Source organism: Streptomyces fildesensis (assembly GCF_016107395.1).
Taxonomy (GTDB): domain Bacteria; phylum Actinomycetota; class Actinomycetes; order Streptomycetales; family Streptomycetaceae; genus Actinacidiphila; species Actinacidiphila fildesensis.
The window spans coordinates 43,570-65,608 of record NZ_JAAIKO010000023.1; the positions used below are offsets into that span (position 1 = coordinate 43,570).

Sequence of the window (22,039 nt, forward strand, 5' to 3'; positions counted from 1 at the left end):
CGGACAGGGCAAGGGGTCAGGGGCCGGCCGGGGGAGTCGGCGGCCCGGTCGGCGGGCTAACCGTGGTGGCCGGTGCACCGGTGGGCGGCGGGGCGCCCTGGGGCGGCGGGCTCGTGGTCGGCGGGGCGGACATCCGACCACCTCCCGGGCTGGGTGCGGCGTTCGCTCCGGGGCCGTTCGGTTCTGTGCCGCCGATCTGGCCGCTGGTGTCGTCGGTCACGCTCGTCGGCGGGGGCTGGAGGGCCTGCTCCAGGCCGGGCGGGGCGCTCCCGCCGTCTGCGCCGGTCGGGTTGGCGGCGATGTCGCCGGGGAATCCGCCGGCCGCGTCGGGGCCTTGCGGGGCGGCCTCGGCTCCGGCTCCGGCTGCCGCGCCGCCGGCCCCGGCGGTGGCTGCTGCGGCTGCTTTACGGGCGGCCTTCTCGGCGTGCTGGCGGGCGATCTGGGCTCCGGCGCCACCGGCGCGGTGGATGGTTTCTCCGTCGGTGCCGTCGGCGGCCCAGTGCACGAACTTGAAGACCGCGTAGGGGCACAGCAGCACCAGCACCATGATCACGATGCCGGACATGACGTCGGCCAGTGCGCCGATACCGTCCTTGGACTCGGTGTTGCCCATGGCGGCGATGCCGAGTACGAAGATCACGGTCATGAGGAGTTTGGAGACCACCAGGGTGGCGGTGGCCTCGATCCAGCCGCGGCGCCAGCGGCGGGTTGCTTCCCAGCCGCCGCCCGCGCTGGCGAAGATCGCCAGGGTGACCATGACGAGGATGCCGACCTTGCGGACCATCATCACGCACCAATAGAGCATGGCGCCCAGGGCGGCACCGAGGCCGGCGAATGTCGCGATGAGCCAGCCCATGGGGATGATGGCACCGATTTCGGAGACCTTGACGATGCGGCGCACGGCCGACTCGATCGTGAGGTGCGAGGCTCTGAACAGGCCGTCGGACAGGGCGTCGACTACTTCGATGGCGACGGTGGTCAGCGCGATGGCTGCGAACGCGAAGATCACGCCGGAGGCGGTGCCGGTGAATGCCTGGGTGAGGGCCTGGCCGTCACGTTTGATGGCGGCGCGGACGAGTTGGGCGCAGAAGGTGGCGACGAGCAGGACCAGGCCCAGCGGCAGCAGCATCTGGTAGTTGTCGCGGAACCAAGGTGCGTTCAAGTCGACCTTGGTGGTGGTGTTGACCGCGGTGGCGGCCAGGTCGGCGGAGGTGGCGGCGAGTTCACCGGCGGATTTGGCCATCCAGTTGCCGATCGCTTTGCCCGGGTCGGTCGCGAAGTCCACCGCGTCGCCGACCGCGCACACCTTGCCCACGACGGGAAGGTCGCAAAAGCCCATGGAGGGGTCCGTCCTTTCTTAGTCGGAGCGGGTCACGGCGCGACGCGCGGGGCGATGGCGACCAGGGAGCAGTCGTGGGAGGGCCGGCACTGAACGGCGAGGGACACGGCCCGGTCCTCAGCTCCGCCGCCGCCCTCTTTCCAGGCGATCTGCTGCTTACCGTTGACGGTGACGAGGTAGATGTATGCCTCGGTGATCGCGGTCGGGTCATCGGCGAGGGCTTGCTTGAACGCGCTGGGGTAGTGCCCTTCGGCGACGGTGGAGGTGGCGTGCTGGGCATTGTCGGCCATCCGCGACCACAGCACCGGATCGGGGACCTGCGCTGAGATCGACGGCCAGTCCGCGAACTGGGTCTCCTTGCTCATCCACGCGTTCATGCCGGCGAGCTGCTGGTCACGGCTGGTGTTGCGGGTGTCGTAGGACCACAGCATCGCGGCGGCGGCCTTGGCATAGGTGATCGGCTCCGAGACCGCTGGTGGCTGGGGGACCGCACCCGTCCCACCGGTCGGCCGCGGCACGGCCTGGGACGGTGCAGCGCTGCCGGTAGCCGAAGGCGTGGGTGTGGCGCGGCCGGGCTGGCTACCACCCCTGGAGAACCAGGCGAGGGAGGCGACACCCGCGAGCAGGGTGGTGAGGATGATCGCGGCGACGACGATGCGCCGGTTGGGCGACCAGCCGATGCCGCGAGCGGGCCGGGGCAGGGAGGGGAAGCGTTTCTGCATCAGTGGACCTGGGACCCCAGCACACTGAAGAACGCCACGATGCCGTTGGCGGCGCCGAGGCCCAGGGCCGCGCCGGCGGCGACGACGGCGCCCTTCTTGCCGTTGGCTTCGGCCTGGTGGCCGCCGCTGTGGTGGCCCCAGGCCCACACCGCGAGCGATACGGCCAGCGCTCCGACGACGGCGACGATGCCGAACAGGTTGATGCTGTTGACGACGTTCTTCAGCACGGACAGGCCCGGCAGCCCGCCTTCCGCCGGCGCGATGTCGGGATCGTAGGCGAGGTAGGTGATGCGTTCTGCGAGGGGGAAGGGCATAGGTGTGGCAAGGCTCCTTGCGTACGCGGGCCAGGCGAAGGGCCGGCGGAAAGGGGGGAAGAGGAGGGAGAGGCGCGCTCGGCCTGGCGGAAGCGGCCGTGACGGACGGCCGCCCGGGGAGGTGTCTGGCCGGGAGGGGTCAGGCGACGCGGCGGACGGCGAGGATCGCCCAGTCCTTGAGCGGGGTGATCCGTACGGGCTTGGTCGTGCGCGGCGCCTCGATGACCAGGCCCGCGCCCAGGAACATGCCGACGTGTTCGGGACGGGCCGCGGTGCCGCGGGCGAAGATCAGGTCACCGGGTCGCAGCTGGCTGGGGGCAACCGCCCTGCCTTCGTTGACTTGCGTGTACGTGGTGCGGGTGAGGGCGATTCCGGCATGGGCGTATGCCTGCTGCATCAGGGAGCTGCAGTCGCACCGTCCCATCGGGTCAGGACCGTGCGAGTCGGTGCAACTGCCGCCCCACTGATAGAGCGTGCCGAGCTGAACCATGGCCCATTCGATGGCCTTGCGTGCCTTCGGGTCGGTGTCCAGCGGGATCTTGTACCCCTTGGGCACGCTGCCTTCGGGGATGCGGCCGTATCCGGAGCCGTCAGCGGGAGGAGCGCAGCCGGTGGCGCCGGCCCCGGGCTCCGTGCCGTCCGTGTCCTTGCCGGCGTTCGGGAAGGTTGCGGCGATAGCGCTCTGCAGCGCGGTGGCCAGGCCCTCCCACTGCGCGTACGCGTCGGGGTAACCCGATGCCTGCACGGCCTGGGCGGCCTGCGTGACGGTCAGTTGCTGCCAGCCCTTGACCTTCAACAGGTGCTGATAGAACTGCTCGGAGGCGTAGACCGGGTCACGGATCTGCTGGGCGGTGCCCCAGCCCTGCGAGGGCCGCTGCTGGAACAGGCCGAGTGAGTCGCGGTCCCCGGAGTTCAGGTTGCGCAGCCTCGACTCCTGCATCGCGGTGGCGAGGGCGACGATCTGCCCGCGCACCGGCACATGCAGGCTGATCCCGGTGGCCACGATCGTCTGGGCGTTGGGGATCTGCTCCTTGGGCAGGGTGAGGCCCTCGATGTGGACGTCCTTGTCGGACGCGCCGTCGAGGATGGCGGTGACCTGCTTGCTGATGGCGTCGATGTCGACATCGCCGAGGCAGTCGCTGAGAGAATTGGTGCTTTGCACGGCTTCGCTGGAGGAAGCCAGCATCATGGCCGTTCCCGCCAGCAGCAGGGGGGACAGGACAGCGACGCCGATGCTGGCGGTGAGCCCCTTCAACCGGAGCGAACCACTGGGGCGTTAGCGAGGACGGGTGTCGGCGGGTAGCGCGATGTCATGGGCGTGTCCTTCTAGGTGCGGTGTCCGGCGTGCCGCGTACGCGCTGGCGTGGTGGAAGGGTGCGGCGGCCGGGGGCGGGCAATCGAGACGGGCCGGTGCGGGCGAGTTGCCGCTCGCTTCGCGCGGCCGGGGGTGCGCTAGGTGTGCCGGGGCAGGGGAAACCTCCGCAAGGTGTGGCGTGGGGATGACCGACGGCTGGTGTGCGCCGGCCGGTTCAAAAACAGTAGGGCCGAAATGGCCGTTGACCAAAAAGTTGGTTCGAGGGGTCGGAATTCGACCCCTCACCGGAGACTTCTTGGTCAGCGGCGGATTCGGCCCTATAGTTTTTGGACTCCCTCTCACCCTCCCCGCCTCTGGGCCCGGGCATTTCTATGCCCCTTTCGGGCCTGCGGGGACTCGTCTGCGAGATGGGCAGTTCCCTTTGCGCCTCCCTACCCGAATCGGGGCTCCTCTTTGCCATTTTCCCTACACCAGGGCGACGCTCTCAGTGTTCTGGCCGGTCTGCCAGACGATTGCGTCGACTCCGTCATCACTGATCCGCCGTACAACTCCGGCGGCCGGACCGCGAAGGAGCGCACGACGCGCTCGGCGACGCAGAAGTACACCTCCGCCGACGCCCAGCACGCTCTGCCGGACTTCACCGGCGAGAACATGGACCAACGGTCGTACGGGTTCTGGCTGACGCAGGTCATGACCGAAGCGCAGCGTCTGACGAAGACCGGCGGCACGGCCTTGCTGTTCACCGACTGGCGTCAGTTGCCTGTCACCACGGACGCGATCCAGGCGGCCGGCTGGCTGTGGCGCGGGGTGCTGGCCTGGCACAAGCCGCAGGCCAGGCCCCAGAAGGGCCGGTTCACCCAGAACTGCGAGTTCATCGTGTGGGCGTCCAACGGCGCGATGGACGGCTCCCACAACCCCGTCTACCTGCCCGGCATGTACTCCGCCTCGCAGCCGTCGGGGGCCAAGCGGCAGCACATCACTCAGAAGCCCGTCGAGGTGATGCGCGAGCTGGTCAAGATCAGCCCCGAACGCGGCACGGTCCTCGACTTCTGCGCCGGCTCCGGCTCCACCGGCGTCGCCGCCCTGTTGGAGGGCCGCGACTTCATCGGCGTGGAGAAGACCACGCAGTACGCGGCCATCGCGGCCGACCGGCTGACCGCGACGATCCGCGAAACCCTCACCCGGGACGACATGGTCCTCGCGGTCTGACGTCACACCCAACCCCGCCCGTGCCGGCAGGCACCCTTCCCAGTTCAGGTGGCGCCTTGCCGTAGCTCGCCGGCAGCGCGCCACCTGGGCTGCCCGCGCCCACTCCAACTCCCCCTCGCTCTCCGCGTCTCGTAGGAGGCCCCACTTTTGATGCCTGAACCCCTAGAACCCATCCCCGCCCAGGAGTTGGAGCCCCTCCGTATTCCGGACCCTCAGCTGGAGGGGATCGAGGCGAGCGTCCGGCGGCTCATGGAGCAGTCGACGCAGCAGGCCCAGCAGCTCGACCATCTCGCCTCCGCCCCGGTCGCTTCGCCGTTCGCGGCGTTCGGTATGTCGGGGCTCGGCGGACCACCTCCTGTCGCGCCGCCGGAACCGCGCCCGATCTTGGAACTGGACGGGGAGGAACGCGAGGACGAACTCGACGCGCTCACCGACTGGGTCGACGACTTCCTCCTCGCGGTCTACGGGGCGGAGGTCACCACGGCGGCGCCCTGGTGCCTGCGATGGCAGGAGCACGACGACGTCGTGGCCTGGTTGCACGCCCTGTGGCTGGCCTACCAGCAGCACAAGGACCCAGAAGCCGGTCTGAGCGGCCTGTTCGTGTGGCACCGGGACTTCCTCACCCACGCCATCGCCGCGATCCGTGCGCCCGGCGGCCCGCTGTCGGCCTGTATGACTTCCCCGGAGCGTCCCGCGCACCGGCTGTTGCCTGGCCCGGCGCCGTCGGCCCGCACGGAGAAGTCAACGGCGAAGGCGACGGGACCTGCCGAGCGGGCCGAGCCGACGTCATGAACGGCAGGCGGCCGGCCTTCGGCCTGAGCTTCGACCCTCGCGCTCTGACTGATCTTCTCCAAGCTCCGGGCGACATTCGCGATCTCACCCTGTCCTACCTGCAGGAGCTGGTGAACGCCGAGCGCTTCGGGCTCCGGCTCGACGGGGACTTGGAGGGCTACCGCAAACTGTTCGTGGACTCCCGCAAGGACTGGCGCGTCGTTTACGGCGTACGCCCGGCGCCGGAGGACTCCGTGCATCGGCGGGAGATCCACGTCGTGGCGGTCCGGCCGCGTGCCGGCAATGACGTCTACGACGAGGTCGGCCGCCGCCTGGGCATGAACCGCCGGCCGCTCAGTGCCCGCACCCACGCTGCACGCTCCCGTTCCCCGCAGCTCACGACCCGCGGCCCCGTACCGAAGCCGGGACCGCCGCCCTCCCCGATGCCCGGCCTGCCCCACCCCCCGCAAAGCCCCTCGCACCACCACACCCACTGAGTCCACGGAGCCTTCGCCTATGCCCCCTGATCCCGCGCCGGCAACAGCCCGGCGTGCGGTCTCCTCGCTCGACCACCGCATCGAGGCCGTCACCGGCCATGACGTCGACACCCTGTGGGCCTACCGCGACCGCGGCGTCCTCGAAGAGCCGCTCACCCACCTGATCGACCGGCACCGCGAGCTGGCCCACGCGGAAACCGGTGTGACCTTCTACCGCACCCTCCTGCACCGCCTGACCAGCGGAGAGTTCCCCGTCGACGGCCCCCTGTTCGCGCGCATCGACCGCACCGTGGACCAGCTGGAAGAAGCCGCCGGCACACGTGACACCGCAGAGCAGCGGGTGATCGCCGCTCTGGAACCGATCGAGGCCACGGCGCAGGACGGTCCGTCGGACGGAGGAGAACCGATTTCGGCTGGCGACCAGGCGGCGCTGCTGTCCCTCGCGGCCGGCGCCAAGGTGCACGCGCACCTGCTCACGGGGCGGATGTCGGTGCCCACCGCCTCCGGCAGCAGGATTCCGTACGCCCACCTGCAGCGGCTCGAAGCAGCCGGACTGGTCTCCCGCGATACCAGCCACACAGTCGAGGCCGGGCAGCCGGTCACCTTGACCGATACGGGCCGTGCCGCACTTGCCGGCAGCCGCAGTCACCGGCCGGCAGCCGCACCACCGGCGCCCAGGCCCGGAACATGGCCCGTCGCCCCCATCCGGCCCCGCCGCTGAATCCGGCCGCCAAGAAGGAGACCTTTGCCCACACCCGAACTCGATCTTCACCTCGACGGCTTCGAGGCCGCGGACCCACAGACCGAGCGCGCATTTTGGATCACGATCGGGGTGTGCCAGGACGAGTTGCTTCCCCTGGCCGAACATCACAGCCCCTCCGGAACGAACAGCTTCTACGTCCTGCACGACAGCGCGGCCACCTGGGGCCATCCCGGAGACCCGCAGATCGTTGCACTGCATCTGCAACGCGATGTGACGGCGAAGACGTTCAGGTTCGAAGCCAAAACCCTGCCCCTGGCGTCGATGGCGCAATCCTGGCTCATTCACCGCGGCTGCCCCGCCACGGCCATCGACCTCAACCCCGACCTGGGCCCTGCTCCGGCAGACGAGGCGACACGCGCCTTGGAGCTGCGACTCATGGGGGACGGAGACCACTTCGCGTACGGGTACTCCTACACCCGCGACGACCCGAACGACTGGGTCACCGTCGTGGCCCTGCGCGCGATGGACGAACGAGCCCCTTCACCGTTCCGCGTCGTAGTCGAAGAAGTCGACACCGAAACATGGACCCACACCCTGCGCGAGGGCGGCTTTGCCACCGTCGAGGAAGCCCTCCAATGGTGCGACGAGCGGATCGCCGGCACCGCCGGGCCTCTCCCACCCGTCCGCCCGGCCACTTCCTTCACCCGCCCCGCTGCGCGCCCGATGGCCCCCGCTGCGCGTCCGCCCGGGCGCTCGCGTTGAACATCAATACCGGTTGGCGCCGCGCAACATAGCCGACGATCGCCGGTTGGCCAAACCGGCGATTCTCCGGACTCTTATTCAGACGCCGGGCAGCAACGTCGGTGCGATTCAACGCAATCCCTATGCCTGCACGGAGGTTTCTTCCGCATGCGCTCAACCCGAACAGCTTTTTCCCCCGGCCAAGTGGTCACGACGTAGCGCGTTGCCCGCTCGTCCATCCTCGTCCACCAGTTCTCTACCTCTGCAATCCGGGCGCCTACGCCCCCAGGAAAGGAGTTTCCCTTGTCCGATGAACTATTCGACAGCACGCAGGATGTCGTGGGCGTACTCACCGACCAGATCGAAGCCCACTTCGACATGGACATCGCGCAGTTGAAGGCCGCGGTCGCCGTCCAGCCGACTGCCAGCCCTGATGCCACCGAGGTCGTCAGGTGGCACGGCCTTCTCGTCGGCGCCCAGAGTGTCCTCGACCGTGCGGAGGACGACCTCCTCGCCGCGCTGGAAACGCAGCCCAGCGAGGTCGACGACCCCACGATGGGCCTCGCCCACCGCGTCAACGCAGCCGTCACCGCACGCGACGGGCGCGCCCTGGTCGTGCGCTGGCTCTTGGACCCGGGCGCCCCCGGCAAGAAGGACCCCGCCGCCCAGCGTCCCGGCCAGCTCCAGCGCGCCGACCGCACCGGGCCGGCCGTGCAGACCAGCGTCGCGCCCCGGCCTGCGAGCGCACCGGCATCGGCGGCACGAACGGGGAAGGCAGCGCAGCGATGAGCGACAGGTTCACGCCGAGCAGCGCCGACAGTCACCTGTGCGATGTCTTCGGCGCCTCGCTCGCCGAACTGCACGCAACGGCCTTCCGGCCCGATGCGCCCCCTGCGCTGTTCAGGGCCCTGGAACTGCGGTCATTCCTCACCGTGGTCGAGGAGCAGGTCGCCCGGGTGCGTGACCGTGTGCACGAAGCGATGCGGCCCGACCGCGACATGGGCGAGTTGTCAGCCGATGACCTGCGCTTCGATGCGCAGTGGCTGCAGGCGGCCCTCGATGCGCGCGACGGCTATCGGACCGCGCTCGGCGAGCTGCTGGGCACCATGCCACCGCCCGGCCCGCAGTCCCGTCCCGCCCGCGTGACAGCGCCCACGGCCACCGTCACCCTGCCCCCGACCCTCGCCACCCCGGCACCGCAGCGTGCCGGGGCGGCGACGGCGGGCCGATTGTGAAAGCCACCGATTGCCCCACTCCACGTCCTGCGAGATAGCCGGACGGATCGAGGACCTGTACGGCGCTTCGCTGCCTGATCTCGAAGCCCGCGCCCAGGACCAGCCGCCCGGCATGCTCGCCGCCCTGCTCGCCATGCACCACGACCTCGCCCTCGCCGAGCGCAGCATCACCTTCCACCGCGACCGCCTCGCCCAGCTCGTCCACCCCGAGCGGCAGATCGGCGGACACGAGGTCTCCCACGTTCTGGACTGCGCGCGCCGGCTCGCCGAAGCGGTCGCCGTCCGCGACGTCCAGAGCAGAACAGTCGCCGCCGTTCTGCAGAGTCTCGCTCGCGTCACCACGCCCGCGCCGTCACCGGCCCCGGCGTCTGCCGCACCGGCCGCGTCCGCTCCGGCCGCACGTACCGCCCGCAGCCGCTGACCCTCGCGGCCCATCACCCCCTGCTACCGATCCAGGAGTTCCTCCCTTGGCCCTTACCGGTCTGCCCACCGACACCGACGCTGACATCGCCCGGGTCGCCGAGGCACTCGCCATGATCACTCCCCGCTGGAACGTGCGGATCCTGCTGGCCATCTCCGGCCGGGCGCTGCGCTACAGCGAGATCGCGGGCAAAGTGTCCTGGCTGCATGACAGCCAGCTCCATCCCAAACTGCGGGCCCTGTGCGACGCCGGCCTCCTCCAGCGCACCGAACACACCACGCGGCACGTCACCTACGGCCACACCGAGCGCGGCGCGGCGCTGCTGCCGGTCCTGCCGATGATCGTCACCTGGGCCGAGGAGTATCTGGAGACGGCAGAGCGCCCGTTGCCCGCGATCGAGCAGATCGAGGACAGCCTCACCCTGCTCACCCGCAAGCACGCCGCCACGATCTTGTGGGTGCTGAAGTCCAACGAGGGGGTCAGCGGTCAGGCGCTGGCCAAGATCATCATGCCCAGCAGCCACTGGACCAACATCTACCCGCCGCTACGGCAGCTCGTGACCGACGGGCTGGTCACCGCCGGCGGTACGGGGCAGCCCTACCGGTTGTCCGTAGCGGGTGACGGCCTGGGGCCCGTCTTCGGCGCCCTGTCCGCGTGGGCCGCCGGCCAGCCCCTCACGCACGCTGCCCGCCACCCGCTCTGGGGACGCCCGCAGGCCGAACCCACAGCGTTGCAGTGGGTCAGCAACCCCTCGCGGGTGCCCACCGCGCCGACATCACGGCCACCGACCCGGGGCAGTGAGACCGCGCAGCCGACGTGGCAGAACCGCGATCTGTTCTCCCACACCGCGGCGGCCCGCCCGAACGCGGTGCTCCCGGCGGGAGGCCCGCGCCGATGACTGCCTCCTCTACCTCGACCGGTCTCCGCAATGTCTTCGCCGCGCTGACGTCACCGGCTTTGATCCGGTTGATCACCGAGATCGACGATCACGGTCCGATCCCCCCGCGGCGGCTGGCCGGCACCCTGCCTGACCTCTCGCCGCACCAACTGCGCCGAGCCACCGAAATAGCTTGCGCCATGGGTTTTTGCAGGATCGGGCCCGGTGTCGGACTGGAACTGATCCCGGCGGGCACGGAACTGGCCGATCTCTACGACGCGACCGCCCGATGGGCACGGCACAACAACTACCCGCGTCCGGTCTGCGACTTCACCACGCGCGTGCGGCACACCCTGCGCCTCCTGGTGCAGAGCTTGGTGGCCGTCACCGCCGAAAGCTCCCACCGTCAAGCGGCCGACGAGGACCTGAACCGCGTACGAGCCCTGCTGTATCAGCGGCTGCACTTCGAGGCGCAGGCCGCCGCGCACGTCGAGTTCGAGCCTGCCGCGTGAGCGGGGGCGTCATCCCGCGGCACGCCCGCCCCACCGCGGGCCTGCTGCGCGGCATCTACCTGCCGCGCGCGGTAGAGGCCCTCGCCTCCGCCATGTCCACCTACGGCATCCCGCTCCTGGTCCTGACCACCACCGGCTCCGCAGCGCTGACCGGTCTGGCATTCGCCCTGGAGTGGGTGCCCAGGTTGGCGGCGTTCGGATGGGCGGGGGCGATCGTCGACCGGCGCGGAGCCTCCGTCGTCTTCTTCCTCGCTTCCCTCAGCCGCGCGCTGGCCCTCGCCGCCGGCGCGGTCCTTCTCCTCCTCCGTCCGGACGGCACGGTGGCGGCCGTGTCGGTGATGGCGCTCGCCGCCACCACCGGCGCGCTCACCGAGTTCAGTTACATCGCGGCCGAGACCGCAGGCGCTGCCGCCAGCCGCCGGGCCGCAGCACGCGCCCACCGCGTCCAAGCCGCCCTACTGGGAATCGACCAGACCGCAAACCTGGCCGGACCAGCACTCGCAGCACTACTCCTGCTCACCGGCCCCCCGCAGATGCTCACCGTGATCACCGTGCTCTCCCTGCTCGCAGCGCTGCTCGCGCTGCGCACACCTCCCTCACCGGTCGCACCTGCTCGCGCGCCGAAGGGCAACACCAGCGCGGGGCTGCGCACCGGATGGCGGACCATTCGCTCCCTGCCAGCGCTCGGATGGTTGGTGGCCGGTCTGACGCTGTCCAACCTGGCCACTGGTCTCCTGCAGGCCGCCAGCCCCGTGATCGTCGTCAACCACTTCGGGCAGTCCACCACCGCCGTCGGCCTGCTCTGGTCCGCCGCCGCCGCAGCCACGCTGCTGAGCGTCACACTCTGCCGCTTCGCGATCGACCGCGCGGGCCTGTGGCCAGTCGGCGCCACGTGCGCGGCCCTCGCCTCGCTCGCCTGCCTCGCCGCAGGCCAGGCCCCCGACTACTTCTCCTACCTGGTGCTGGTCGCCGTCCTCATGGCGGCCGAAGGCGGCCTGGCGGTGGTCCTGCGCACCCTGCGTTCCCGCCTGATCCCCCCGGACCGGTTCGGCAGCACCCTGTCGGCGACCATCCTCATCCTCCTGCTGCCCTTCCCCATCGCCGGCGTCCTGACCGCGCTCACCCCGCCCGACGCGCTCGGCCCCGTCATCACCGCCTGCGCCTTCCTGCAGGCCATCGGGCTGTTCCTCGCCTTCGCCCGACTGCGCACCGATCCCGCCCTGCGCACCTGACAGAGTTTCCCCAGCCTGTGGAGAACTCCCCATGCCCACTATCTGCCCTACTGCTTACCGTGCGCGCGGTCGCACCATCACCGAGCAGTTCCACAACTTCCATGCGCGGCACCCGCACGTGTACCGCGCGCTGGAGCGTATGACCGCCCGCCAGCTCGCCGCCGGCGCCGCCCGCGTCGGTCTCAAAGACCTCTTCGAGGACCTGCGCCGACAACTTCCCCACGGCGTGGCGGGGCTGAACAACAACTTCACCGCCCTCTACGCCCGCCAGCTGATCGCAGCGCACCCCCAGTGGGCCACCGCGTTCGAGCTGCGTCGCCGCCGCGCCGACTGACAACACCTCCCTCGTCCTGCCGTTCACCGATTCGGAGAACCCCCTTCTTGTCCGCTCGCCCTCTCGTGCTCGTCGTTTCTCCCGGCGATGAGACCTTTCGTTCCTATTGTCTGGAGCAGGTGGCCGCCGCCTACGACGTCGTCCTGCTGACCGGCACGGAGCCGTCGTGGGAGAAGCCGTACATCCTCGACCACGCCGTCATCAACCTCCAGGATTCCACCGCCCTGCACGCCGCCGGCCAGGAGCTGGCAGCACGCCATGAACTCGCCGGCGTCGTCACGTGGGATGAGTGGCACCTTGTCGCCACCGCCCGTCTCGCCCGTGCACTCGATCTGCCCGCGAACTCGGTCGAGGTGATGCGGGGCTGCCGCAACAAGGCCACAGCCCGGACCCTGTTCGCACGCCACGGAGTGCCGTCAGCCGCCTCGATGACGGCCCGGACTCTGCTGGAGGCGGGCATGGCCACGATGATCGTCGGATATCCCGCCGTCCTGAAGCCCACCGCGCTCGCCGGGAGCATCGGCGTAATCCGCATCGACCGGCCCGAAGAACTACCCAGGGCGTTCGACTTCGCCTCGGCCGGAGCGAGCCAGAGCCGGGAGGACACCGCTGTCCTGGTCGAGGAGTACCTCGACGGGCCGGAGGTCTCCGTCGAGTGCGTCACCCACCACGGGGCGACGACCGCCGTTGCGGTCACCCGCAAGCACCTTGGCCCCGCCCCGTATTTCGACGAGACCGGACACACCGTCGATGCCGGTGACCCGCTCCTCGCCCACGTCGGCCCCGTGGCCGCCGCGGCGGTCAAGGCCCTGGGCATCAGCGATGGCGTCCAGCACGTCGAGATGCGCCTGGTCGACGGCCAGCCCCGCCTGATCGAGGTCAACGCACGCATCGGCGGCGACATGATCGGCCACCTCGTCCACCTCGCCACCGGCATCGACCTGCCCAAAGCCGCAGCCGACCTCGCCTGCGGCCTTGCCCCGGACCTCACCCCGACACGGCGTGGGGCCGCGGGCATCCGCATGCTCTACCCGGACACCTCCGGCACCCTCACCAAGCGGCAGATCAACCAGCCCTTCGCCGCCCACACCCCGTGGCTGCGGCAGGTGCAGTGGATCCGCCAGGTCGGCGACCGGCTCCTTCTACCGCCCGAGGGTGACCTGTTCACCGCCAGGGCCGGCTTCTACATCGTCACCGGCCGCGACACCGCCCAGGTCGACGAGCGCCTCGATACGGCCGCCGGCGAGATCACCCTGACCACGAAGGCGGCCCGATGAGCCCCGAACCCGACCCGGGCTACGACATCGACGGGGACGTCTACGTCTCCCCGCGCTACCTCGCGGGCACCACCGGGATCGGTGACCCCGCCCTCCAGCCCCTGCTCGCCCTGGGCTGGGACCTCCAGCACGACGACCTCGGCAACGCGTACGTTCATGCCCCCGACCGGCGGGTCCGCCTCGGCTACCTGCCCGAAGGCGAAGACGACGGCCTGTGGCGCATCAACGCCTACAAAGACCCGTTCGCGGCGCCGGCCTGGGGCGTCTGCTTCAACGACAGCACCCCCACCGAGTTCGTCCAAGCCTTCACCACCGCGCTCGCCGCAGCGTACGAACAGGGACCGGACGCCTACCTCGCCCGTCCTGTCGCCGACAGCGCCGAGCATGACCCCTTCTTCGCCGTTGTTCCTCTCCTCAAGCGGGACTGGGAGATGGAACGTCCCCGCTGGGGCGCCTTCGTGATCCAGTCGCCCGATGGGCTTGCCGGCCTGGAGTTCACCACCGGTGACCTCGACCCGGAAGCGGAGCTGACCACGCGCGAGGCCCGCTGGCAGCTGTGGGCCGGCACCTCTATCGACCGCCCCGCCTGGTATGTGACCGCCAGCACCGACACCCCCGTCGCGCTGCTTACCGCCGTCACCCAGTGCGTATCCGACCCGGCCCCGCTGCCCCGATGGGGAGAGGACACCTACAGCTACGTCAGGGGCATGGCCCAGCTCACCCCCATCCTTCCACCCGGGCCGCCGGCCCCCACGCCTCTCGACGTCCGCCGGGCCGCCGCATCCCGGCGCCCGGCCGCGCTCCCCGCTCCCCGCTCCCAGCGTCCCGCGCTGGAGCACCACCAGCCGGCCAGCCCTACCCGGCCCGTGTCGATAGCGCCGGCCCGATCCCGATCGGAGAGCAATCTTTGTCCTTGCAGGCCCCCGCGTTCTTCGCCGAGCTGTGCCTCCCCTTTCACCACAGCACCGTCGTCGGCGCCACGTACTTCGCCATCCCGGTCCCGGACGCACCGCTGCGGCTGCGGATCACCTTCGCTGGAGCTATTCGCGCGGACACCTACGGCGGACTGCGTCTGGCGGTCATCCACCCGGACCGGGGTGAGATCGACGCGGTGGCCCTCAGCTTCCTGGACCACGGCACCTTCCACCGCCGCGACGAAGCCAACAACACTTCTCCGAACAGCAGTCGATACGGCGCATTCGACACCTACCACCGCCCGGGCCGTCCGCCATGGGAGGGCGCCGTTACCACCAGGCTGGCCGACGCCATCCAGCAGTACACCGAAATCTGGTTCCCAGGCGCCTGGCGAGCTGCCGCGGCACAGCGTGTCGCCGGCCGTGCTGCGGGCCGAACCGCCCGCGAGGTTCCCGCCCCGCAGGCCACTCACGGCGGTGGCCGTGCCCGCTGAGCCGCGCCAGCGTTCCGCGGCGCATCCTCTTCCCGGCCCGCCGCTGGTCGCACGCCGCTGCTTCTCCTGTGGCCCCGCGTGGGCGGGACCCGATGTGCCTCTCACCCTTCACCTCTGATCAAGGAGTCTTCCTTCTCGTGCATGCTCGTATCGTCCGCGGTGCCGTCCGATCCGCTGCCCTCGCCGCCGCGGCGGTCGGCACCCTCACCTGGGCCCCGGCTGCAACCGCCCAGCCATCCGAACCGACACCCTCTTCCACCACTCTGCCGCTCCAGACACCGGCAGCCGGTGACGGCAGCGTTGCGATCACCACGAACGACGTGGCCGGGGAAGCGCTCGCTGGCGCGGGGTACCTCCTCCTCGATGCCACCGGCCAGGAGGTCGGCCGCGGGAAGGCCGACGCCCAGGGCAAGGTGCTCTTCGACGAACTTGCTCCCGGCGTGTACCGGCTGAAGGAGACGTCGTCGGGAAGCCCGCTCCACGACGTCGTCGCCGACCAGGACGTCATCGTCACCCCCGGCGCGACCACGCGGCTGACGATCACGGATCCGTTCAAGGCCGCCACGCTCCTCCTCCAGGTCAAGGATGAGAAGACCGGCAAACTCCTGCCCGGCGCCACGGTGAACGTCGGCAACGGCGACAAGACCCTGCTCGTCCTCACCACCGGGCCGACCGGTACCGCTGGCGGGGAACTGCCCATGACGAGCCGCTCGACCACCTTCTGGATCAGGCAGATCAAGGCTCCCGCCGGCTACGACACCTACAAGTCCCCGAAAGCGTTCACCGCCGGCCCCGGCGCCCTGGTCACCGTGACCGTCACCACCGCCAAAACCGCGACCGTCCCGAAACCCGACCCGTCAGGAAAGCCGACGGACGAGCCCACAGCCGCCCCTTCCACGACAAGCGATGGGGCCCCCGGAGGGTCGACGACCAGCCCCGCGCACAGCAGTACGCCGGCCGTCGACTCCTCGCCGGCCCCGGCAGCCGGCGCGAGCAACAGCGCGGCCCCGTCCGTTGCCCCGGCCGGGTCCCTCGCCCACACCGGAGCGGGCGGCACCGCGTGGGTCCTCAGCACCGGCGGGCTCCTCGTCGCCGCAGGCGGTGGCGCCTTCCTCGGCGCCCGTCGCCGCAGGACAGCTGAGCCCGAGCAGGACAACGACGGCGAGAGCAGCTAGCCCACGATCACTCCTCGACGAGCAGGCCCCCGGGATCTTTCCTTCTCCCGGGGGCCTGCGTCGTATACCGGCGTCCGTCGCCTGCGCTCACCCCGTCCGTCACCTCCGCCCAGGATCCCGGACGGGACTCGTTGGTCGTTGCAGTCGGATGGTCCGCCCCGAGGATCTTCGTAGACCAGGGACAGCAGTTCGCTGGGGGCAGACAGGAATGATCCACGAAAGACTGGCCAAGGCGGGCAGAGGCATGTCAACGTAGAGGACTGGAGGAAATGCCAGGTCAGAGAGGTGATTGCCCTCCTGCGGCTTCTGGTAGTCCCGGATTCTCTGCCACCGACGAGACCCGTGGGCTGCGTCAGTGGCAACCCGGCTCGGGGCAGCGTCGAGGGTTGCCGCCTGATCTTGGATGGCAGGGATGGGCGTATATGTCAGCTGCAAGGACGGTCTCTTGAACTGGGCTGGCTCCCGCTCGACCGTCTGCCACCGACGGCGAGGGATGGAACGACATGGTCCCTGGCACGGCCGAATTGCGCGGAACCACCTGTCCTTCCACACCCAGGCGCTGGCCGCCACCGTCGTCGCCGCTGCGACGCGCTGCCGGCGACTTGCGGCGCTAAGAACACCGGATGCGCTCCGCCTATCCGCGACACGACAGTCCCACTACTCAGCGTTCTCCCTCACCCCTGGAGGCTGCCAGTGACGCACCCGGAGTTGACCGTCGGCGATCTCTTGGACTGTTTGTCTGCCTGTGACCGGGACGTTCCGGTCCGGCTGGCGATGAACCCGTTCTTCCCCATGGCGCACCGTCTCGCGCAGGTCGTGCCGTCCGTGGACGAGACCGGTCGTCCCGTCGTCTACCTCGCGGAAGGGCGTGATGCGGACACTCAGCTCGGTCATCTGCCACCTGAGGTTGCCGTCGCTCTGACCTGGCAGGGCCCTGTCCAGGCGCCCCCGCGCCGTCCGCGCCGCACCGCAAACGGCCAGTAGATACCGCACCGAGCCTTTGGAGGCGCTCCTGCACCCCGAGTATCCGATCGACCCGCCCGCCCCGTCCGGTGTCCAGCCCGCGTACTGGGTCGGCCCCCGGCACCTGGCCGGTGACGACGGTCGTTTCTACGACGCTGTCGCCGACGCGCTCGCTGGCCTGGGCTGGACGAGCCTGACGATCGTGCGCGGGCGGCGTGAGCTGGACGAGGCGGACGGGGACCGGCAGGTCCTGCGCAGCACCGTGCTGCACATCAGTCCGGACACGCTGCGCTGGGCCCAGTGGGTTCTGGCGGATGAGCCGTTCTACCTGGGGGACCTGCCGATCGCCTGGCAGGTCTCCGCCCGCGCGGATACCAGTAGCCCGCTCGCCGCATGGTCGGCGTACTTCACCCCCGATGTCCCGGGGGAGGTCCTCGTCGACTTCCTCGTCGCGCTCGACGCCCGCGAACAGCCCGACGTGCCGCTGACCGGCCCCGAGATGGTCCTCGATGCCGTCACCGCGCACGGGTGGCTCCGGGACATCGACCAGCCCCACGCGGGAGCGATGGACCCGTCGTTCACCTCATACCTCAGCCTCGGCGAGGTGCCGCCCCTCATCCAGGACGCCGACCCCCGCGCCCTGACGGTCGCGGCCGATGAGGTGGGCCGGGCCGGGTGGCAGGCGTGGGCCGAGCCCGCGCTCGGCGCACCGTGCCTGTGGGCGGCATCATTCGGCGCCAGCGTGCCCCACGATCTCGTCGCCGCCTTCGCCGCCTCCCTCAGCTCGACCGCACCGGTCCTGCGCCGAGTGTTGCCCGAGGCCACCCGCGAGCGACTGCTCCGGGCCCCGGCCTAGCGTCCGAGGACGCTCTCGATCTGACGTGCGGAGCCCGGTCTTCCCGAAGGGGAAGGCCGGGCTCCTTTGCTCCTCTGGCGCTCGGATGAGCCGTGCAGTCAGGGGGGCCGGCTCATCCCGCCATCGTGACAACGTGCTGCTGCCCCCGACCGCGATGGTCGGGGGCAGCAGCACGTTGGGGACCGGTCAGTTGGCTGCCGTCGCCTTATTGAGGCCCTTGTCGAGATGGCGGTCGACGAGGGCCGGGGAGCCGGAGACGATCAGCAGGACGTTGCCGTCACGAATCGCGGTCTGCTTCATGACGGAGTCCCGCCCGCCGGCGGAGAACGTCAGGAGCTGGCTCCACTGCTCGTCGCCGAGCCCGCCCGGTACGGCCAGCTTCTGCGAGGCCATATGGATCGTGGTGCCGCCCACGATGACCTGATAGGTGGGGCATCCCGTCATGGCGCGGAAAATGCGGTCGATGCCGACGGACAGCTTGGTCGGACTGTCGCTGTACAACTCCTCGGAAATCTCCGAGTCCCTGCCACCGGCGTAGCTGAAGGTGGCTTCCGCCTTACGGGGGAAATCGAGCGAGCCGCCCGTCGCCGCGTCGCCACCCAGCGCGCTCAGGGCAGGGCAGCCGACGACGGCCACGTCGTCGTTACGGTCCGGCTGGTCGGGCTTGCGCGGATAGCCGCTGCCGAGGTCACTCGCGTCGAGGAGTCGAGATTCCAGTGCAGCCGACGACAGCGGGGCGGCGGCTGGGGCGGCACTGGCCGGCTTTTCCGTCTGGGTGGAGGAGAGGGGGCCGGCCTTGGCCCCGGTGCTGTCGGTGGCGCTGTTGGTGCTGCAGGCAGGCACGGTGAGGAGCGTGATGGCGGTGAGGCCAGCGGCGGATATGGCGATGCGGACGCGCATGATCGAACGACCCCTTGGTGTGAGGTGGCGGGTGGTCAGTGCGGGCTCGGTGGCCCGGCGGGGTCGTAGGAGTGGGGGTCAGCGGCCGAGGTGACGCAGGCAGTCCTCGAACGTGGCGTGCGCCGCGTCCGCGGGGCCGGCGTGCCGGTTGTACCAGGCGGTGTCGAGACGCGGCTCAGGCTGCTGGTGGCCGGCCTGGCAGCGCAGCCAGATCTGGTTACGGGTGGAGAGGATGAGCCAGTCCCGGTACGTCCCGCACTCGCTGCAGGCGACCATCTCGCCGTCCAGGACGAGCGGCAGCTTCCAGGACATCATCCGGCCAGCGACCTGATCGGGGCTCAAAACCCGCAGCTCCGATGGAAGGAAATCGTCCACCACGGCAGCCGGCTTGGCGTACTCCAGGTCGACCCGCACCCGCTCGACCTCGGACGGCACCCGCCCCTGCAACTGCGCCGACAACTCGAGGAACCGCTGCTGCGCCTGGCTGGGCTCCTTCGCACGGCGGCGTATCCGGTGAAACACCCTGGCGTCCTCCCTCGTCTCGTCCTGCACGCGTCATGATCGTGCCCCAGACCCCGGGCGGCCTTCAACTCACAAAAGTCAACAGTCGCGCCGCATTAGCCGGGATGCCCGTCATGCGCAGTCCAGCCGGGGGGTTACGAGTTCGCCACGGCACGTTTCCGTAGAACGCGTGAGGGCGTTGACCGGGTATGCCCAGCCCCACCCCGCCCCCTCCCTTCGCCCAACTGCTCGGCGCCTACTGGCTCGATTCGCCGTTGGTGGCCCATACGTCGTCGTGCGCGTGCGTTAACGCCCCGCGGCCCGGGCCACGGCCCAGCCGGTTGCCGGGTATGGCGCCTGGTCACGTTGTGGATCGTCAGCCGGGGCGGCGGTGGTCGTCCTGCAGGGTGGTGTGCTGAGTCCGCGGCCGACGAAACGGCAGGGCTCAGCGAGTGTTGCCCGCCGGCCTCTCGCCCCGAGGCCGGCCCGGTGTGGTGAGGCGGGACGCTGCCGGACGCTCCTCGGCAGACGCGCCTTGCACTGTGCCGGGGTCCGGGAGTCCAGAGGTGCCGGCCGGTAGATCTGCCAGGCGCCGCAGGCGCCACGTCAGCACGCCGCTTACCGAGTCCGCGGTGCCCAGTTCGCGTCGCTGTGCTGCGCTGGTCAGAAGGGCGGCCGGGTCCTGGCCGGCGGCTTCGGCCTCGGCGATGGTCGCTGCCAGTGCGTACCAGCCGGGTTCGGCGAGGATCTGTTCGGCCAGCTCCGGCACTGCTACACGCAGCAGTGCCGTCTGCCGTTGGATCAGCGGCCGGTGCAGGCGCTGCCCGCGCTGGTACAGGACTGCGAGCGGTCGGGCGGCTGCGGCCTGGTAGGCGGACCGCAGGTGCTCGGCGGCTTGGAAGGCGGCGGCGGCCTGCTGCGCGTGCCCCTTCTTCGCGTGCCAGTGCGCGGTGGTCGTGATGAGGAAGAACAGCATGTCGATCGCCATCGCGGTCGTTGCACCGTCTTCGTCGCGGCCCAGGGCGGGCCCGCCCTGGACGAGGTCGCGGGCGGCCTGCCGCAGGGCACGATCGTGCCCGCGTTCTGCCCGAACGTGGGAACGCGAAGCCCGCTCGAACGCGGATGCGGCGGCGCGCAGTTCGCGCCGGGTGTGGGCCGCGGACGTCTTCGCGAGCGCGTCCAGGACCTCACCGGCCGCCGCGATGTAGGCGGCGGCGACCGCATCGTCGCCGTGCTCGATGACCGTGATCGCCGTCCAAGCGGCCGACGCGGTCCGTCGGCGCGCGGCAGAAGGGCTGCCGGGCGAAACATGGCCGGCAGTACCGGTCGACGAAGTCTGCTCGGTACCGGCGGACCAGCGCTCCCGAATCCGGGGAAGGGACAGATCCGGGGCGAGGCGCGCCCCGGAGTAGAACACAGGCTCGCCGTCCTTGTTGCGGTCATCCGGCAGGGCAACCTTGTACCCGAGGAGGTCGCCGGAGGGAGCTGCACGCTTGCGGATCAGGAGGCCGGCGGCGGCCAGCCGGTCGAAGAACTCGCTCTCGCCGGCCACGCCCGCCACGGCGCGCCGTATGGTCTCGCGCAGTTCTTCCCGTGCGGTGCGTTCGCGGCCCCGTCGTTTGGCCTTGTGGAGTTCGGCACTGGTGGGACGCTTCGCGGCGGTGCCGTCGCCGGGCGCGACCCGGTGGAGTCCAAGTTCCTTTTCGATGAGGCGTGCTTCGGCTTGGGCCCGTTTGCCGGAGCGGTGGTGGTCGGGGCGTCGGCCGTCTTCGCGGACGAGGGTGGCGACGATGTGGATGTGGTCGTCAGCGTGACGAACCGCAGCCCAGCGGCAGCCTGCGCCGTCGTGTGGGTCGATGCCGGTGGCGGCGACGATGCGGCGGGCGATGTCCGCCCATTGCTCGTCGGTCAGGATCGGGTCGTCGGGTGCGGCACGTACCGAGCAGTGCCAGACGTGCTTGTCGGGTCGCTGGTCTGCGGGCAGGAGGTGGAGGGGCTGGTCGAGCAGTTCTTGAAGGTCCTTCTTCGTGACTGTGGCATCCCGGCCGGGGTCGGGGGACATGCCGTCGAAGGAGGCGACGAGGTGCGGGTCGATGTGTTCCTCGTGGGTGCCCTTGCCGTAGAGGTAGTGCAGCAGTCCCAGCGTGTTGGTCCCCTGCTTGTGGATCTGGGGTATCAAAGTGCCTCGTCCGCTTGCCGGTTGGCTACCCGGCTGGCTGCGGCTCTCACCGCGTCGGCCGCCCGGTGAATGTCGGCGATCACTTGCGTGAGGTGGGGTACGTCGCCACCGGAGTTGAGTGCTTTGGCTGCCTGGTTGAGGTTGCTGCCGGCCCAGCCGAGTTGGCGGCGCATCGCGAACAGTTCGGTGAGTACGTCGTGTTCGGTGGCGGTGGCGACGGCGGTGCGGGATTGGTCACGGGCCAAGGCCAGGCCGCAGTAGGCGAGGAAGCCGGCGACACTCATGCCGACGGTGTCTGCTCCGGCCTGGATGAGGGCGTGCTCGGTGGGGTTGAGACGGACGCTGTGGGCGCGGCGCTGCTTCTTGTCGCGCGGGCGTGCTCTTCCCTTGGGCCGCCTCTTGAGGGCGGTTCCTGGCTGCGATCCGCCCTCGGTCGCAGCCTTCCTGTCCGGCGCCCCCTGGTGCCGGTCGGGCCCCGCCACCCCAGGGGCGGGGACAGGTTCGGACACTCCCCCCTGGGGGGAGTGTCCGAACCTCCATCTTGCTCGCTCTGTAACC

25 protein-coding genes and 1 pseudogene are annotated in these 22,039 nt (G+C 70.3%); 18 read left to right on the forward strand and 8 right to left on the reverse strand.

Annotated elements, in window-relative coordinates; genetic code table 11:
• Positions 1-16: 16 nt before the first annotated feature.
• The 4 genes from C6N31_RS25940 to C6N31_RS25955 all read right to left on the reverse strand — a co-directional run bounded on the left by C6N31_RS25940 (position 17) and on the right by C6N31_RS25955 (position 3,630).
• Positions 17-1,339, reverse strand: coding sequence for an SCO6881 family protein (locus tag C6N31_RS25940; RefSeq protein ID WP_198358331.1), 1,323 nt, complete (start codon positions 1,337-1,339; stop codon positions 17-19).
• 32 nt (positions 1,340-1,371) lie between these two features.
• Positions 1,372-2,061 (reverse strand): hypothetical protein, encoded by a 690-nt coding sequence (locus tag C6N31_RS25945; RefSeq protein ID WP_198358332.1) that lies wholly within the window; start codon positions 2,059-2,061, stop codon positions 1,372-1,374.
• Positions 2,061-2,375: a DUF6112 family protein gene (locus C6N31_RS25950; RefSeq protein WP_198358333.1), complete on the reverse strand. Its 315-nt coding sequence runs from the start codon at positions 2,373-2,375 to the stop codon at positions 2,061-2,063. The genes C6N31_RS25945 and C6N31_RS25950 overlap by 1 nt, the downstream gene beginning before the upstream one ends.
• Positions 2,376-2,514: 139 nt before the next feature.
• Positions 2,515-3,630: a C40 family peptidase gene (locus C6N31_RS25955; RefSeq protein ID WP_198358334.1), complete on the reverse strand. Its 1,116-nt coding sequence runs from the start codon at positions 3,628-3,630 to the stop codon at positions 2,515-2,517.
• Positions 3,631-4,143: 513 nt separating this feature from the next.
• Between C6N31_RS25955 and C6N31_RS25960 the strand changes: the two genes are divergently transcribed.
• The 18 genes and pseudogenes from C6N31_RS25960 to C6N31_RS26045 all read left to right on the forward strand — a co-directional run bounded on the left by C6N31_RS25960 (position 4,144) and on the right by C6N31_RS26045 (position 17,901).
• Positions 4,144-4,899, forward strand: coding sequence for a DNA-methyltransferase (locus C6N31_RS25960; RefSeq protein ID WP_198358335.1), 756 nt, complete (start codon positions 4,144-4,146; stop codon positions 4,897-4,899).
• Between the two features lie 249 nt (positions 4,900-5,148).
• The gene (locus tag C6N31_RS25965) at positions 5,149-5,691 is read left to right on the forward strand and encodes a DUF4913 domain-containing protein (protein ID WP_198358409.1); all 543 of its coding nucleotides are present in this window, start codon (positions 5,149-5,151) and stop codon (positions 5,689-5,691) included.
• Positions 5,688-6,167: a hypothetical protein gene (locus C6N31_RS25970; RefSeq protein WP_198358336.1), complete on the forward strand. Its 480-nt coding sequence runs from the start codon at positions 5,688-5,690 to the stop codon at positions 6,165-6,167. Before C6N31_RS25965 ends, C6N31_RS25970 begins: the two co-directional genes overlap by 4 nt.
• A gap of 19 nt (positions 6,168-6,186) precedes the next feature.
• Positions 6,187-6,888 carry a hypothetical protein gene (locus C6N31_RS25975; RefSeq protein WP_198358337.1) on the forward strand — a complete coding sequence of 234 codons (702 nt, stop codon included), beginning with the start codon at positions 6,187-6,189 and terminating at the stop codon, positions 6,886-6,888.
• Positions 6,889-6,912: 24 nt separating this feature from the next.
• Complete coding sequence (locus C6N31_RS25980) at positions 6,913-7,632, forward strand: hypothetical protein (RefSeq protein WP_198358338.1); 720 nt, start codon at positions 6,913-6,915, stop codon at positions 7,630-7,632.
• Between the two features lie 282 nt (positions 7,633-7,914).
• Positions 7,915-8,400, forward strand: coding sequence for a hypothetical protein (locus C6N31_RS25985; RefSeq protein WP_198358339.1), 486 nt, complete (start codon positions 7,915-7,917; stop codon positions 8,398-8,400).
• Complete coding sequence (locus tag C6N31_RS25990) at positions 8,397-8,846, forward strand: hypothetical protein (protein WP_198358340.1); 450 nt, start codon at positions 8,397-8,399, stop codon at positions 8,844-8,846. Before C6N31_RS25985 ends, C6N31_RS25990 begins: the two co-directional genes overlap by 4 nt.
• 10 nt (positions 8,847-8,856) lie before the next feature.
• Complete coding sequence (locus C6N31_RS25995) at positions 8,857-9,267, forward strand: hypothetical protein (RefSeq protein ID WP_198358341.1); 411 nt, start codon at positions 8,857-8,859, stop codon at positions 9,265-9,267.
• Positions 9,268-9,313: 46 nt separating this feature from the next.
• Positions 9,314-10,165: a winged helix-turn-helix transcriptional regulator gene (locus C6N31_RS26000; protein ID WP_198358342.1), complete on the forward strand. Its 852-nt coding sequence runs from the start codon at positions 9,314-9,316 to the stop codon at positions 10,163-10,165.
• Positions 10,162-10,656, forward strand: a complete 495-nt coding sequence (locus C6N31_RS26005; RefSeq protein ID WP_198358343.1) for a regulator — start codon at positions 10,162-10,164, stop codon at positions 10,654-10,656. The genes C6N31_RS26000 and C6N31_RS26005 overlap by 4 nt, the downstream gene beginning before the upstream one ends.
• Positions 10,653-11,888, forward strand: a complete 1,236-nt coding sequence (locus tag C6N31_RS26010) for an MFS transporter (protein ID WP_198358344.1) — start codon at positions 10,653-10,655, stop codon at positions 11,886-11,888. Before C6N31_RS26005 ends, C6N31_RS26010 begins: the two co-directional genes overlap by 4 nt.
• 31 nt (positions 11,889-11,919) lie before the next feature.
• Positions 11,920-12,222, forward strand: a complete 303-nt coding sequence (locus C6N31_RS26015; RefSeq protein WP_198358345.1) for a hypothetical protein — start codon at positions 11,920-11,922, stop codon at positions 12,220-12,222.
• 47 nt (positions 12,223-12,269) lie between these two features.
• Positions 12,270-13,499 carry an ATP-grasp domain-containing protein gene (locus C6N31_RS26020; protein WP_232485662.1) on the forward strand — a complete coding sequence of 410 codons (1,230 nt, stop codon included), beginning with the start codon at positions 12,270-12,272 and terminating at the stop codon, positions 13,497-13,499.
• A pseudogene (locus tag C6N31_RS26025) lies at positions 13,496-14,375 on the forward strand (SPDY domain-containing protein). The gene C6N31_RS26020 and the pseudogene C6N31_RS26025 overlap by 4 nt, the downstream one beginning before the upstream one ends.
• A 31-nt stretch (positions 14,376-14,406) precedes the next feature.
• Positions 14,407-14,907, forward strand: a complete 501-nt coding sequence (locus C6N31_RS26030; protein ID WP_198358346.1) for a hypothetical protein — start codon at positions 14,407-14,409, stop codon at positions 14,905-14,907.
• 137 nt (positions 14,908-15,044) lie between these two features.
• The gene (locus C6N31_RS26035) at positions 15,045-16,082 is read left to right on the forward strand and encodes an MSCRAMM family protein (RefSeq protein WP_198358347.1); all 1,038 of its coding nucleotides are present in this window, start codon (positions 15,045-15,047) and stop codon (positions 16,080-16,082) included.
• 693 nt (positions 16,083-16,775) lie between these two features.
• Positions 16,776-17,066: a hypothetical protein gene (locus C6N31_RS26040; protein ID WP_198358348.1), complete on the forward strand. Its 291-nt coding sequence runs from the start codon at positions 16,776-16,778 to the stop codon at positions 17,064-17,066.
• Positions 17,067-17,082: 16 nt separating this feature from the next.
• Complete coding sequence (locus C6N31_RS26045) at positions 17,083-17,901, forward strand: SPDY domain-containing protein (protein WP_198358349.1); 819 nt, start codon at positions 17,083-17,085, stop codon at positions 17,899-17,901.
• A gap of 186 nt (positions 17,902-18,087) precedes the next feature.
• Here C6N31_RS26045 and C6N31_RS26050 read toward each other — a convergent pair whose 3' ends face one another.
• The 4 genes from C6N31_RS26050 to C6N31_RS26065 form a co-directional block, all read right to left on the reverse strand.
• A complete protein-coding gene (locus tag C6N31_RS26050) occupies positions 18,088-18,801 on the reverse strand; it encodes a hypothetical protein (protein WP_198358350.1) in 714 nt (237 codons plus the stop codon).
• A gap of 78 nt (positions 18,802-18,879) precedes the next feature.
• Positions 18,880-19,323 (reverse strand): hypothetical protein, encoded by a 444-nt coding sequence (locus C6N31_RS26055; protein ID WP_198358411.1) that lies wholly within the window; start codon positions 19,321-19,323, stop codon positions 18,880-18,882.
• Positions 19,324-19,747: 424 nt separating this feature from the next.
• Entirely contained in the window at positions 19,748-21,481 is a 1,734-nt protein-coding gene (locus C6N31_RS26060) for a relaxase/mobilization nuclease domain-containing protein (RefSeq protein WP_198358351.1), read from the reverse strand.
• On the reverse strand, positions 21,478-21,990 hold the full coding sequence (locus C6N31_RS26065; RefSeq protein ID WP_307811546.1) for a plasmid mobilization protein: 513 nt from the start codon (positions 21,988-21,990) through the stop codon (positions 21,478-21,480). The genes C6N31_RS26060 and C6N31_RS26065 overlap by 4 nt, the downstream gene beginning before the upstream one ends.
• Between the last annotated feature and the right edge of the window lie 49 nt (positions 21,991-22,039).